This is a genomic window from Mesorhizobium sp. LNHC221B00 (assembly GCF_000502935.1).
GTDB classification, from domain to species: domain Bacteria; phylum Pseudomonadota; class Alphaproteobacteria; order Rhizobiales; family Rhizobiaceae; genus Mesorhizobium; species Mesorhizobium opportunistum.
Map to the genome: position 1 here is coordinate 96,348 of NZ_AYWR01000001.1, position 14,216 is coordinate 110,563.

Consider the following 14,216-nt stretch of genomic DNA (forward strand, 5'->3'; position numbering starts at 1 on the left):
CTGACTGATTTGTAACCTAAAGGGCCAGGGCAAGCCTTGCAGATGCGGGCGCAAACGGTCGAATGGCGATGCCGTCCCGGGTCATGGTGACGAAGCTCGACGGCGGGATCGCCTGCCAATCGCCGCCCTCGCGATCGAACGGTTCGGAGACGATGCAGCGGCCGCCGCCTTTTCGCAGGGCGGAGGTGTAGAGCGTCGGCGCGTGAGCGTCGGTGGCATAGCGCACCGCATGCAGCGCCTGCCCGTCCGAGAAGGCGGCGGTAAGCTTCAGCGCCGGTTCGAGGCCGGCGCGGCGCGAAGCGTCGAGCACGCGGCTGGTGGCGCGCGACACTGCGCCTTGCGGGTCACCGGCCAATCCCTCGTCGATCATCAGCAGGAAAAACAGTTCGGAATCGGTGGTGCCTTCGCGCTGGTCGAAGACGGCGTCGCAGAGCGTGTTCTCCAGCGCGCGGCGGATCTTTTCGAAGCCGCCTATCTGGCCATTGTGCATGAACGACCAACGGCCCGAGATGAACGGATGGCAGTTCATGCGGCTGGTCGCGCCGCCGGTCGAGGCCCGCACATGGGCAAGGAACAGGCCGGATTTGATCTGCCGGCACAGGCTCTTCAGATTGGGATCGGACCAGGCCGGCAGGATGTCGCGGTAGAGGCCGGGCTCCGGCCGGTCGTCATACCAGGCAAGGCCGAAACCATCGCCATTGGTCGGCGACTTCGCTTCCTGGGCGCAATGGCTCTGGGCAATCAGCGAATGGCAGGGCGCGGTGAGGATGTCTTCGAGAAAGACCGCTTCACCGAGATAGGCCGCCCACCGGCACATCGCTTCTCTCCTAGGCGCGATCCGGAAGAGCCGCCGGCTCCTTGGTCGCGTGCGTGCCTCTGTTGTGCGTCCGCTCGTAAAGCTCGCGAACGATTCGGCTGGCGGTAGTCTCAAACAGAAATGGCAAGAAAGCGTGAACGAGCGCGGCACCGGCCGCCGTCAGCAGCCGCGAGGAGAACCACGCCGCAAAGGCCATATGGCTGAAATAGGTTTCGCCGACCTTGGCCGGATGAGAGGTGAAAATCCTTGCGACCGACATGCTGGTTCCCCTTCAGCGCTTCAGGTTCCGATATGAGTATCCTGACACGCTTCGCAGGTTCATTGGTCTCAAAATGTCCTTGTATTTTGTCATTTTGTGGGACAAACATCCCACATGGCGCTGAATATCGATGAAATCGACCGGAGATTGCTAACCGAATTGCAACGCGACGGCACGCTGTCGGTCGACCAGCTGTCGGAGCGGGTGGCCTTGTCGCGCAATGCCTGCTGGCGGCGCGTCAAGCGGCTGGAGGAGGATGGCGTCATCACCGGCCGGGTGGCGCTGGTCGATGCCGAGAAGCTCGGACTTGGCCTTTCGGTGTTCATTCTGGTCCGCACGTCCAATCACGATCCCGACTGGCTGCAGAAGTTCCGCGCGGCGGTGACCGGTCTTTCCGAGATCATCGGCGTCTACCGCATGTCCGGCGACCTCGACTATGTCCTGCGCGCCCGCGTCGCCGACGTGAAGGCCTACGACCGGCTCTACCAGCGGCTGATCGCCAAGGTGGCGCTGTCCGATGTTTCCGCCTCTTTCGTGATGGAAGAGATCAAGGAGACGACGGTGGTTCCGATGGAAGTGCGCTAAGGTATGTTGATATTCAGGTGATGCCGGCCTGCAAACGACGGGTTTCTCCGCTTCCGGTGCTCACGGACCGAATGTCCGCTCCGCTCCGGTTCTCGAAATCCGCCGTTTTCGACTCGGCCTGACCTGAATCTCAACACACCTCAGGCCATACTGATGCCTGAAAGAAAGCCGTTGATAGGCTTGCGGGCGAATTGACCGAATCGGCATTCGCGCCGATAGGATCGATTTTATGCGCGCAGCCCTCCAAAACCCCTCCGTCATCGGTCCGACTGTCGGCGTCGTCAGGCTGCCGCATGCTGAAGGACTACCGCTTCCCGCTTACGAAAGCGCCGGCGCCGCCGGCATGGATCTGCGCGCGGCGGTGCCTGACGACCGGCCGCTGCTGATCCTGCCGGGAAAACGCGCTCTCGTGCCGACCGGGCTGATCCTCGAAATCCCCGAAGGCATGGAAGGCCAGGTGCGGCCGCGCTCCGGCCTTGCCTTCAAGCATGGCCTTACCGTCCTCAATTCACCGGGCACGGTCGACAGCGACTATCGCGGCGAGGTGAAGGTGCTGCTGATCAATCTCGGCGACGAGGATTTCGCCGTGACGCGCGGCATGCGCATTGCCCAGCTGGTTTTCGCCGCCGTGACGCAGGTGGGCGTCGAAGAACGCTCGCTGGCCGGCGGCACCGCGCGTGGCTCGGGCGGGTTCGGATCGACCGGCACCGCCTGATGCAAATTCCAAAGCTGGTCATCTTCGACTGCGACGGGATCCTGGTCGACACGGAGAATCTTGCCAACCGACGCCTCGCCGAATGGCTGAGCGCGGCGGGCTATCCAACGACGTTCGAATATTGCCGCAAGAACTTCTCCGGCCGCAGCATGGTGTCGGTGCAGAAGGAGATCGAGGCGCAGACCGAAGTCCGGCTCGGCGCCGACTTCGTCGATCGCTGGAACGCCGGCCTGCCGGACCTGTTCGCCCATGGCGTTGAGGCGATCCCCTATGTGCGCGAGTTCATCGAGGCGGTTCGCGCGGCCGGCATCGCCTATTGCGTCGCCACGTCGGCCCGGATCTCGAAGATGCACATCACGCTTGGCCAGACCGGGCTGTTGCCGCTGTTCGAACATGCGATGTTCAGCGCCACCATGGTCTCGCGCGGCAAACCGTTCCCGGACCTGTTCCTGCATGCGGCCAAGACGATGGGCTTTCCGCCCGCCGACTGCATCGTCATCGAGGACAGCGTCGCCGGCACGCAGGCCGGCATCGCCGCCGGCATGCGGGTGTTTTCCTATCATGGCGACCCCTATTCCGACCGCGATGGCCTGATCCACGCCGGCGGCATCCTGTTCGACGACATGCGCGAACTGGCGGGACTGGTGCCGATCCACTGATCCGCCGGGCTTGATGGACGGGCTGGACGCCGTAGGGCGCTGTGCTACGGTCCGTGCGCCCGACAGCCCGAGGCGTCCATGCCAACGAACCTCTTTCGCTTCATCCTCGCCTTGGTGCTGCTGCCGTTCTTGTGGACCGCAGCCGGCGCGCAAGCGGTCGGCTTTCCGGATCTCGGCAGCGCGCTGCCCGGCCGCACCGATGTGACCTATCTCGATCTGGCAAAAATGGTCATTCCGGGCCTCGCCGCTGATAAGGACGGCTTCTACAAGGGCGGGTCGCCCATCGACATGCGCCACATCGAGGGACCGGATGATGGCGGGTCGCCACCCGAGACCTCCAGCTTTTCCAATGCCGCGGTGCTGGCCATCAAGGCCGGCGGCAAGGACCGGCTGGCGATGCTGTTCGACCTTGGCGATTCTCCCGACAGCGCCGAGGGCTACGCGGTGCTGGCGCTGTACGACATCACGGCCAAACCGAAATTGCTCGACGCGGCCAATGTCGCGGTCGACCGCAGCACCTATTTCCGCGAGCCGAACAAGCTTTCGATCGGCGACGGCGACGACGCGCTCATAACCATGAGCGCGCATTTCAATTCGAACCAGAACTATGTGGCCACGCCGCTGATCATGGTTGCCAAGGACAGGTTCGAACTGATCGACATGATCTATACGTTCGATGAGAAGCTGTGCGCCTACAGCCGCAAGCAGGACATCGGGTTCCAGACCATCGCGGACGGACAGCCTTATGCCGCCATCAAGGCGACAGTCACCGACGCCACCGAGCCAAGCGGTGAAAGCTGTGACGAGGCCGCGCCCAAGGCTGCGTCGCACGAGATTTCCGTAACCTACCATTGGGACAAGACGCACTACGTCAAGGATTCCGACGCGTTCGAAAAATTGGCAGCAGAGAACGAGAAACGCTTCTGATCCAGGCGCATTCATTTGCCCGGGCAGGGCGGGCAAGCTAAAATCCGCGCCATCGCACTGCACATATGGGGGAATTGCCATGGACAAGGGTAAGATCTTTCGTGACCTGCATGCCTCGAGCTTCGTCATGCCCAATCCCTGGGATGTCGGCACGACGAAGCTGCTTGGCTCGTTCGGCTTCAAGGCGCTGGCGACGACCAGCGCCGGCTTTGCCTTTTCGCGCGGCCTGCCGGATGGCGCCGTGACCTTCGACCAGATGATCCATCATTGCCGCGACGTGACGGCAGCAACCAGCCTGCCGGTTTCGGCCGATCTCGAAAAAGGCAAGGGCGACAGCGCCGAGCAGGCCGCCGAGACGATCTTCGCGGCGGAAGCGGCGGGCCTTGCCGGCTGCTCGATCGAGGACCACACCGGCGATCCCGACAAGCCGATCTATGATTTTGCCCACGCGGTCGAGCGCGTCGCGGCGGCGGTGGAGGCGGCGCGGGCGCTGAAGCGCGATTTCGTGTTCACGGCGCGGGCCGAGAACTTCTTGTGGGGCAAGTCCGACCTCGACGACACCATCAAGCGGCTGCAGGCCTTCGAGAAGGCCGGCGCCGACGTGCTCTATGCGCCTGGTATCGACGACGTCGAGATGGTGCGCACCATCTGTTCGGCGGTGAGCAAGCCGGTCAATGTCATGGCGCGGCCAGGCTTCACCATCGCCGATCTCGCCATGGCCGGCGTCAAGCGCATTTCGCTCGGGCCGTGGCTGACCAATTTCGCCTACGGCATGCTGGAAACGGCGGCACGCGAGATCCAGCAGGACGGGACGTTCGGCTTCACCCGCGCCGCCATGCCGTTCGGCAAGTTGCAGGCGCTGTTTCGTGAGTCCTCATGAACAGGGAAGTCCTCATGAATAGACGGGGCGGCGGATTCCCGCGAGTTTAGCCCCGCGAGGGGTTAGCCGCCCGCGCCGAAATCGCCTTGTGCAGGTGCACCATCATGGCGGCGGCGAAAAGCGGCGTCACCAGGTTGAGCAGCGGCACGGCGAGGAAGGCCGCGATGACCAGCCCGGCGAGGAACACCGTTCCGGCATGGTGCCTGCGCAAGGCCCTGGCTTCCTCCTCCGGACGGAAGCGCATGGCGGCGAATTCGAAGAATTCCCGCCCGAGCAGGTAGCCGTTGACGACGAAGAAGGCGGCGATGTTGATGCCCGGCACCAGGAGAAGCAACAGGGCGACGATGTTGCCGAGGATGACGACGCCGAAGAACTTTATCGCCAGCACCAGCGAGCGCAGCGCCGGCATGGCGCGGCCGGGCGGATCGGCGGGATAATCGGTGCGCTCGACCACTTCGGCGACATCGTCGAGGAACAGGCCGGCGATCACGGCCGTCACCGGCGCGACGAGCAATGCCATGCCGAAGGCGAGCGCAATTGCCGCAATGATGCCGCCCAGCCAGCCGGCCCAGGACGGTATGCCCGGCAACAGCGTCTGCAGCCATGGCAGGGCCAGCCATTCGACAAGGCTGGTCAGGCCGAACCACAGGGCGACCAGCGCCAGCAGGGTCAAGCCCAGCGTCTTGAGGAACACGGCTCGAAAAGGCGGCGAGAGCAGCTCAAGGGCCGCGGTGCGGGCAGCGTCGAAAATCACCGTGCTTCAACCCCTCGATGAGCAGACACCGCCGAATGGACGGACGCTCCCGAGATAGGCAGCCCAAGCCATGAGCACAAGCGCGCAGCTATCTTGCAAGCGCCGGTTTGCGAACCGGGATGGTCATGGCCGCGACGCCGGCAACGACACAAGCCATGCCGAGCCACGCAGTCGGCCCCAAGGTTTCGCCGAGGAAGACAGCGCCGATGCCGACGCCGATCGGCACGCGCAGATAGGCCTGCGACGTCGTGCCGACCGAGCCCAGCGTGTGGATGAGGCGGAAATAGATGACGAAGGCGAGCGCCGTCGAGAACACCGACAGGCCGAGCAGCGCCAGGATCGACGCCAGAGATGGCGTGAGCGTCCAGGGCTGGTCCACCACGAGGCTGAGCGGCACCAGCATCACCGCACCGCAGAGCATCGAACCGGCCGCCGGCAGCATCGGATCGAGGCCCTTGAAGCCACGGCCGAAAATCGCGGCGCCGGCATAGCAGATCGTCGCCACGACGATGGCAAGCTGCGCCCACAGTTCATGACCGAGACCGCCCAGCGCTTCGGTACCGATGATGAGGCAGATGCCGGCAATGCCGGCGCCGACACCGACCAGTTTGCGCAGCGTGACCGGTTCATGGCGGGTGATCAGCGCGGTGAGCAGGAAGGTGAAGATCGGCGAGGTCGCGTTCAGGATGGTAGCGAGGCCGGCATCCACCGAACGCTCGGCGGCGGCGATCAGCGTGAACGGGACGACGCTGTTGAGGCATGCCTGGAAGGCGAAGCGGCGCCAGCTCGCCGCATCGCTGGGCATGGCGAGCCCACGCCAATGGATGATGGCCAGAAGAATAGCGCCGGCAATCAAAGTGCGCGCGGCAATGAAGGTGATCGGCGGGATCGTTTCGACGCCGATCTTGATGAAGGTGTAGGAGGCGCCCCACAATACAGCCAGCACGCCGAGCAGCGCCAGGTCGGTCGTTGTATCGTTTCGTGTCGGCATCCGCTGGCTCGCCTTCGGGCCGTGATCGAACAGGCCAGAGTTGTAGGCAAGATCGCGACAAAATGCTTCGGCCACGGTCGAATTGTCGTAGCGCCTCAAGTGGATGCGCTGGGATGATCCGCCAAAGTTGAGTGCCGCGCTCTAGGCAAAGCCGTTTCGAATCGCTAGACCCGCGCCCGGCCTGCATGGCAAGAAGCTGGCTCTGGTTTTTGGCGGAGATATTGATGCCGGATTATGACGTGCTTTGCATCGGCAATGCCATTGTCGACATCATCGCCCAGTGCGAGGAGGAATTCCTCGAAACCAACGGCATCATCAAGGGCGCGATGAACCTCATCGATACCCAGCGCGCCGAACTGCTCTACAGCCGCATGGGTCCGGCGATCGAAGCCTCCGGCGGCAGCGCCGGCAACACGGCGGCCGGCGTCGCCTCCTTCGGCGGCCGTGCCGCCTTCTTCGGCAAGGTTTCCAACGATGCGCTGGGCGAAATCTACGCGCACGACATCCATGCCCAGGGCGTCGCTTTCGACACCAAGCCGCTCAAGGGCGACCCGCCGACGGCCCGCTCGATGATCTTCGTCACCCCCGATGGCGAGCGCTCGATGAACACCTATCTCGGCGCCTGCGTCGAGCTGGGGCCGGAGGACGTCGAGGCCGACAAGGCGTCTGGCGCCAAGGTCACCTATTTCGAGGGCTATCTGTGGGATCCGCCGCGCGCCAAGGAAGCGATCCGGCAGACCGCGAAACTGGCGCACGCGGCAGGCCGCGAAGTGTCGATGACACTTTCGGATTCGTTCTGCGTCGACCGCTATCGCGACGAATTCCTCGAGTTGATGCGCTCGGGCACGGTCGATATCGTCTTTGCCAACAGCCACGAGATCAAGTCGCTCTACCAAACATCGTCGTTCGACGAGGCGCTGGCGCAGATCCGCAAGGATTGCCGGATCGCCGCCGTGACGCGGTCCGAGAAAGGCTCCGTCATCGTGCGCGGCGACGAGACCGTGGTCATCAAGGCCACCGCCATCAAGGAGCTGGTCGACACGACCGGCGCTGGCGACCTCTACGCCGCCGGCTTCCTGCATGGCTACACGCAAGGCCGCGACCTCAAGACCTGCGGTGACCTTGGCTCACTGGCGGCCGGCCTGGTGATCCAGCAGATCGGGCCAAGGCCAAGACAGAATTTGCGCCGCGAGGCCGAGCAGGCGGGGTTGTTGTAGGGGGCACTTTTTTCCTTCTCCCCCTGTGGGAGAAGGTGTCGCCGAAGGCGACGGATGAGGGGTGCTCCAGCTTGACAGGACGGCGATCCGTCACGCACCCCTCATCCGTCTCGGCGCTGCGCGCCGATCCACCTTCTCCCACAAGGGGAGAAGGAAAAAAGTGCCCCGCTGCTCACCGTCGCGTCACTGTCACATATCGCTCCTACACGACATCGCGAGCCTCCCGCGACTGACATTTCGGGGCGCGCCCGCAATCAGATGGATGTTCAAAAATGCAAGGCAGCAAGCTGTCGGGCGGCGCGGGTCGTTGCCGCCGCGATCTTCGTTTTCAGCACTAGAAATTCAGCAACCGGCCGCGGCCAAGGGAGGAGCGCGGCCCGGAAGACAGATGCATGAACAGATTTCAGACAACCGGTCTCGGGCAAGACGACTTCGCGGAGATGGTCGCGGAGGATGTCGAACGCGCGCTTGCCCATTATGACGAGGCCATAAACCAATCCACCGTGGTCTCCGTCGGCAAGATTGCCGGCAGCATAGCGTCCGCAGTCACCTCGCTGTCGCCGAGGCACCAGCGCGCCATCGACACCATCCATGCCGACCTTCCCGGCCTTGCCCAGAAATTCGTCCGCGCGCTCGCGGCGGAAGCCGCGCGCCGCAGCGAAGCCGGCACCGCCGGACTGCCGGTGCATTTGTCGGCCGGCGAACCACCTCCCCCGCCCCCACAATCCGACGACCTCGAATCGATGCTGATCGAGGACTGGGCTGGCCGTGTCGCCGGCTCGACCTATCTGGAAGAAAATTTGCGCATCGCCCGCTCGACCCTGCACCGCTGGCAAAGACGCGGCGACGTCATCGCCTTGCGCAAGGGCGGCCGCAAGCACGTTTTCCCGCTGGCGCAGTTCGTCGACGGCAGGCCGGTCGCGGGCATAAGCGACGTGCTCAAGCTGATCGGCAATCCGAGGCTCGCCTGGCTGTGGCTGACACGCCCGGCGGCGCAACTCGACGGCCGCATACCGATCGATCTGCTGCGGCAGGATCAGGTTGACGAGGTGGTCGAGGCCGCGCGGGTTTTCGCACCGGGCTGAGCTTCGTTCGAAAAGCGTTCACAGTCTCCCAATCGGCTCTCGCCTGTCGCCCTGATCGCCGCTCAAGTCCCCGCCGTATAGGCCGCGATCGCCGCCATGTTGACGATGTCTGAGTCCTTGGCATTGAGCGACACGATCTGCACCGGCTTGTTGAGGCCGACCAGCAGCGGGCCGATGACCGTCGAGCCGCCGAGTTCCTGCAGCATCTTGGTCGAGATCGAGGCCGAGTGGAACGCCGGCATGATCAGCACATTGGCCGGGCCGGTGAGCCTGATGAACGGGTATTGTGCCATGGCGCGTGCGTTGAGCGCGACATCGGCGGCCATTTCGCCGTCATATTCGAAGTCGACGCGGCGCTTGTCGAGGATGCGCACGGCCTCCTGGACGCGCTCGGAACGCTCGCCCTGCGGGTGGCCGAAGGTGGAATAGGCAAGCATGGCGAGCCTCGGCTCGTAGCCCATGCGGCGGGCAAAGCCGGCCGCTTCCTCGGCGATGTCGGCGATCTGCTCGGCATTGGGCATGTCGTGCACGGCGGTGTCGGCGACGAGGACAGTCTTACCCCGCGCGAGCACGATCGAGACGCCGATGACGCGATGGCCGGGCTTGGCGTCGATGACGCGGCGAATGTCGTCGAGCGCGGTGGAATAGTTGCGGGTGACGCCGGTGACGATGCCGTCGGCGTCACCCAGCGCCACCATGCAGGCGGCGAAGTGGTTGCGGTCGTTGTTGATCAGGCGCTGGCAGTCGCGGAACAGGAAGCCTTTGCGCTGCATGCGCTCGTAGAGGTAATCGGTGTAGATGCCGTTGCGGCGCGACAGCCGGGCATTGATGATCTCGATGCCTTGCTTGTTGAGGTCGATGCCGGCGTGCTTGGCGTTCTCCTTGATGACGTCGTCGCGGCCAAGCAGGATGGCGGTGCCGAGCTTCTGGTTCACATAGGAGACGGCGGCGCGCATCACCTGCTCCTCCTCGCCCTCTGCGAAGACGATGCGCTTGGGCTGGCGGCGCACGCGGTCGTAGATGCGTTGCAAGGTGGAGGCGATCGGATCGCGCCGGGCGGACAGTTCCTGCGCGTAGCGGTCGAGGTCGAGGATCGGCTTGCGGGCCACGCCCGAATCCATCGCCGCCTTGGCCACCGCGAGCGGAATGGCCGAGATCAGGCGCGGGTCGAACGGCACCGGAATGATGTAGTTGGGTCCGAATCTCGGCCTGTTGCCCTGGTAGGCGGCGGCGACGTCGTCGGGCACGTCCTGGCGCGCCAGTTCGGCGAGAGCGCGCGCGGCGGCGATCTTCATGTCGTCGTTGATGGTGGTCGCCCGCACATCCAGCGCACCGCGGAAGATATAGGGGAAGCCGAGCACGTTGTTGACCTGGTTGGGGTAATCGGACCGCCCGGTGGCCATGATCGCGTCGGTGCGGATCTCGGCCACTTCTTCCGGCGTGATCTCGGGATCGGGATTGGCCATGGCGAAGATGATCGGGTTCTTGGCCATCGACTGCACCATGGCGGTCGTCAGCGCACCCTTGGCGGAGAGGCCGAGGAAGACGTCGGCGCCGTCGAGCGCTTCGGCAAGGCTGCGCCTGTCGGTCTTGACCGCATGCGCCGACTTCCACTGGTTCATGCCTTCGGTGCGGCCCTGGTAGACGACGCCCTTGGTGTCGCACAGGATGATGTTTTCCGGGGCAAAACCCATCGCCTTCATCAGTTCGATGCAGGCGATGCCCGCGGCACCGGCGCCATTGCAGACCAGCCTGGTGGTCTTCATGTCGCGACCGGTGACCTCCAGTGCGTTGATCAGGCCGGCGGACGAAATGATGGCGGTGCCGTGCTGGTCGTCGTGGAAGACCGGGATATCCATCAGCTCGCGCAGACGCTGCTCGATGATGAAGCATTCCGGCGCCTTGATGTCTTCGAGATTGATGCCGCCGAAGGAGGGGCCGAGGTAACGCACGCAGTTGATGAACTCCTCGGCATCCTCGGTGTCGACCTCGAGGTCGATGGAATCGACATCGGCGAAGCGCTTGAACAGCACCGCCTTGCCTTCCATGACCGGCTTGGAGGCCAACGCGCCGAGATTGCCCAGACCGAGGATGGCGGTGCCGTTGGAGATGACGGCGACCATGTTGCCGCGCGTCGTGTAGTCGAAGGCGCGGCTCGGATCCTCGGCGATGGCGCGCACCGGCACGGCGACACCCGGCGAATAGGCGAGGCTGAGATCGCGCTGCGTCGTCATCGGCTTGGTGGCGACGATCTCCAGCTTGCCGGGCCGGCCCATCGCGTGGAATTCGAGCGCTTCCTGCGCGCTGACGGACGGACCGCTGTTCTCGGTTTTCCTGGCCATGATGTCTTGATTTCCTCACCGGTGCAGCACCTCCTTGAAGCGGGTGCTTTGTTTCGGTCCGAATTAAGACCACGCGCCGCCGCGTGTAAACCGCCAGAGCGTGGGAATCGCAGGCCGGCGCGCAAATGCCGGCAAGCGACCAGCCAGTCGTCCCCTGCTTTTCGAGGCTCCGGCATTAAACCGGGCAATCACATCTGCTAGCGTGCCGCGCATGAATATGCACAGCCCGAACGAGCCAGACGCCCCCGAGGCGATGACGCCGCCGCAGCCTGGTGCGGCCGCCGTCACGCCGATGATGGAGCAGTTCATCGAGATCAAGGCGGCGAACCCGGATTCGCTGCTGTTCTACCGCATGGGCGACTTCTACGAGCTGTTCTTCGACGATGCCGAAAAGGCCAGCCGGGCACTGGGCATCGTCTTGACCAAGCGCGGCAAGCACCAGGGCCTCGACATTCCGATGTGCGGCGTGCCGGTGCACGCAGCCGACGACTACCTGCAGAAGCTGATCGGCCAGGGATTCCGCGTTGCCGTCTGCGAGCAGATCGAGGATCCGGCCGAGGCCAAGAAGCGCGGCTCCAAATCGGTGGTGCGCCGCGACGTGGTGAGGCTGGTGACGCCGGGCACCATCACCGAGGACAAATTGCTGGCGCCGTCGGAATCGAGCTTCCTGATGGCGCTGGGGCGGGTGAAGGGCGGCAGCGATCACAGCTTTGCAATTGCCTGGATCGACATCTCGACCGGCGCCTTCCGCGTCGCCGAGACCACCGCCGATCGGTTGCTGGCGGACATCTTCCGCGTCGATCCGCGCGAGCTGATCGTCGCCGAGCCGGTGTTTTACGATGCCGAGCTGAAGCCGGTGTTCGACGTGCTCGGCCGGGTCGCCAACCCGCAGCCGCCATCGCTGTTCGATTCGGCCTCGGCCACCGGGCGCATCGCGCGCTTCTTCGATGTGGCGACACCGGACAGTTTCGGCACGTTTTCGCGCGCCGAGCTGTCTGCGATCTCGGGCGCCATCGCCTATGTCGAGAAGACGCAGAAGGCCGAGCGCCCGCCATTGTCACGGCCCGAGCGCGAGGAACAGGGCTCGACGCTGTTCATCGATCCGGCGACGCGTGGCAATCTCGAACTCCTGCGCACGTTGTCTGGCAGCCGCGAAGGCTCATTGTTCAAGGCGATCGACCGCACTGTGACCGGTGGTGGCGCCAGGTTGCTCGCCGATCGGCTGATGGCGCCGCTGACCGACCCGGCAGCGATCGGCGCGCGCCTGGATTCGGTGTCGTTCTTCCGCTCCGAGACGCGGCTGTGCCAGGCAGTGCGGACAAGCCTGAAGAGCGTCGCCGACATGCCGCGCGCGCTTTCCAGGCTGGCGCTCAACCGCGGCGGCCCGCGCGACCTCGGCGCATTGCGCGCCGGTTTCGAGGCGGCCGGCGCCATCGCCGAAATCTTTGCCGAGACCACCCTGCCACAGGAGTTGGCGAGCGCGCTCGCCGCGATTCATGCGCTGCCCCAGGCGCTCGCCCGGCATCTGACGCAGGCGCTTGGCGAGGAACTGCCGCTGCTCAAGCGCGACGGCGGCTTCCTGCGCGGTGGCTATCACGGCGAACTCGACGAGATGCGGGCGCTGCGCGACGAGTCGCGAAAAGTGATCGCCGGGCTGGAGCGCTCGCTGATCGAAGAGACCGGCATCCGCTCGCTGAAGATCCGCCACAACAATGTGCTGGGCTACTACATCGAGGTGACCGCCAACCATCATGCGGTGATGACCGGCAGCGATGGCGCCAAGGCGCGCTTCATCCACCGCCAGACCATGGCCAACGCCATGCGCTTCACCACGACTGAACTTGCCGAACTCGAGACCAAGATCGCCAATGCCGCCGACCGGGCGCTGGGCATCGAACTGGCGGCCTTCGATGCACTGACGGCGGAAGCGGTCGGCGAGGCGGAGAAAATCCGCGCCGGCGCCGATGCGCTCGCCGTGCTCGACGTCTCGGCGGCACTGGCGCTTTTGTCGGAAAGCGAGGCCTGGTGCCGGCCGGTGGTGGATTCCAGCCTCGCCTTCGACATAGCGGGCGGCAGGCATCCCGTGGTCGAGCAGGCTCTGCGCCGTTCGGGCGATGGTCCGTTCGTCGCCAACGATTGCGACCTCTCGCCGGAGGGCAGCGCCAAGAACGGCGCGATCTGGCTGCTGACCGGCCCCAACATGGGCGGTAAATCGACGTTCCTGCGGCAAAACGCGCTGATCGCCATCCTCGCCCAGACCGGCTCGTTCGTGCCGGCGGCATCGGCCCATATCGGTGTCGTCGACCGGCTGTTCTCGCGCGTCGGCGCTTCCGACGACCTGGCGCGCGGTCGTTCGACCTTCATGGTCGAGATGGTCGAGACGGCGGCGATCCTCAACCAGGCCGGCGAGCGGGCGTTGGTGATCCTCGACGAGATCGGCCGCGGCACCGCAACCTTCGACGGCCTGTCGATCGCCTGGGCGGCGGTGGAGTACCTGCATGAGAAGAACCGCTGCCGGGCAATCTTCGCCACCCATTTCCACGAAATGACTTCGCTCGCCGGCAAGCTGGCGCGGCTCCACAACGTCACCATGCGGGTCAAGGAATGGGAAAACGACGTCGTCTTCCTGCATGAGGTCGGCAAGGGTGCGGCCGACCGCTCCTACGGCGTCCAGGTGGCGCGGCTCGCCGGCCTGCCGGAAGCAGTGGTCGACCGGGCCAAACAAGTGCTGCACCAGTTGGAGGAAGGCGAGGTTTCCGGCAAGACCAACCGGCTGGTCGACGATTTGCCGCTGTTTTCCGTGGCGGTGAAGCGCGAAGCACCGAAGCCGGTGAAAAGCGACGCACTGGGCGCAGCACTCGGCGACATCAACCCCGACGAGATGACACCAAGGGAAGCGCTGGAGGCGCTTTACCGGCTGAAGGGGCTGGCGGGAAAGTAGATTGGGCTGTGGGCATGGCTGCGTCGCCGAAACCGCCAATCTCC

Annotated in this window: 13 protein-coding genes; 8 read left to right on the plus strand and 5 right to left on the minus strand. The window is 64.7% G+C overall.

Features of this window, described 5'->3' with window-relative positions:
* Positions 1-16 precede the first annotated feature (16 nt).
* Positions 17-817 carry a class II glutamine amidotransferase gene (locus X741_RS165720; RefSeq protein WP_023775781.1) on the minus strand — a complete coding sequence of 267 codons (801 nt, stop codon included), beginning with the start codon at positions 815-817 and terminating at the stop codon, positions 17-19.
* A 10-nt stretch (positions 818-827) separates the two neighbouring features.
* The gene (locus tag X741_RS165715) at positions 828-1,076 is read right to left on the minus strand and encodes a DUF6356 family protein (protein WP_023766333.1); all 249 of its coding nucleotides are present in this window, start codon (positions 1,074-1,076) and stop codon (positions 828-830) included.
* Positions 1,077-1,190: 114 nt separating this feature from the next.
* On the opposite strand from X741_RS165715, the gene X741_RS165710 reads away from it, so the two are divergent.
* The 5 genes from X741_RS165710 to X741_RS165690 all read left to right on the plus strand — a co-directional run bounded on the left by X741_RS165710 (position 1,191) and on the right by X741_RS165690 (position 4,842).
* The gene (locus X741_RS165710) at positions 1,191-1,661 is read left to right on the plus strand and encodes an Lrp/AsnC family transcriptional regulator (protein ID WP_023775782.1); all 471 of its coding nucleotides are present in this window, start codon (positions 1,191-1,193) and stop codon (positions 1,659-1,661) included.
* Positions 1,662-1,890: 229 nt separating this feature from the next.
* Entirely contained in the window at positions 1,891-2,376 is a 486-nt protein-coding gene (gene dut / locus X741_RS165705) for a dUTP diphosphatase (protein WP_023775783.1), read from the plus strand.
* Positions 2,376-3,035 (plus strand): HAD family phosphatase, encoded by a 660-nt coding sequence (locus X741_RS165700; protein WP_023775784.1) that lies wholly within the window; start codon positions 2,376-2,378, stop codon positions 3,033-3,035. Before dut ends, X741_RS165700 begins: the two co-directional genes overlap by 1 nt.
* Positions 3,036-3,113: 78 nt before the next feature.
* Entirely contained in the window at positions 3,114-3,962 is an 849-nt protein-coding gene (locus tag X741_RS165695; RefSeq protein WP_023775785.1) for a hypothetical protein, read from the plus strand.
* Positions 3,963-4,041: 79 nt separating this feature from the next.
* A complete protein-coding gene (locus X741_RS165690) occupies positions 4,042-4,842 on the plus strand; it encodes an oxaloacetate decarboxylase (protein ID WP_023775786.1) in 801 nt (266 codons plus the stop codon).
* Positions 4,843-4,888: 46 nt separating this feature from the next.
* Here the strand turns inward: X741_RS165690 and X741_RS165685 are convergent, their stop codons facing one another.
* Positions 4,889-5,596 (minus strand): sulfate transporter family protein, encoded by a 708-nt coding sequence (locus X741_RS165685; protein WP_023775787.1) that lies wholly within the window; start codon positions 5,594-5,596, stop codon positions 4,889-4,891.
* A gap of 88 nt (positions 5,597-5,684) precedes the next feature.
* Positions 5,685-6,587 (minus strand): EamA family transporter, encoded by a 903-nt coding sequence (locus tag X741_RS165680; RefSeq protein ID WP_023766327.1) that lies wholly within the window; start codon positions 6,585-6,587, stop codon positions 5,685-5,687.
* A 224-nt stretch (positions 6,588-6,811) separates the two neighbouring features.
* On the opposite strand from X741_RS165680, the gene X741_RS165675 reads away from it, so the two are divergent.
* Together X741_RS165675 and X741_RS165670 are read left to right on the plus strand one after the other, a co-directional pair.
* Positions 6,812-7,804, plus strand: coding sequence for an adenosine kinase (locus X741_RS165675; RefSeq protein ID WP_023775788.1), 993 nt, complete (start codon positions 6,812-6,814; stop codon positions 7,802-7,804).
* Positions 7,805-8,196: 392 nt separating this feature from the next.
* Positions 8,197-8,889: an antitoxin Xre/MbcA/ParS toxin-binding domain-containing protein gene (locus X741_RS165670; protein ID WP_023775789.1), complete on the plus strand. Its 693-nt coding sequence runs from the start codon at positions 8,197-8,199 to the stop codon at positions 8,887-8,889.
* Between the two features lie 62 nt (positions 8,890-8,951).
* On the opposite strand, the gene X741_RS165665 is transcribed toward X741_RS165670, so the two are convergent.
* Positions 8,952-11,231, minus strand: coding sequence for an NADP-dependent malic enzyme (locus X741_RS165665; protein WP_023775790.1), 2,280 nt, complete (start codon positions 11,229-11,231; stop codon positions 8,952-8,954).
* Positions 11,232-11,442: 211 nt separating this feature from the next.
* Between X741_RS165665 and mutS the strand changes: the two genes are divergently transcribed.
* Positions 11,443-14,172: a DNA mismatch repair protein MutS gene (gene mutS, locus X741_RS165660; protein ID WP_023775791.1), complete on the plus strand. Its 2,730-nt coding sequence runs from the start codon at positions 11,443-11,445 to the stop codon at positions 14,170-14,172.
* The last annotated feature ends 44 nt before the right edge of the window (positions 14,173-14,216 follow it).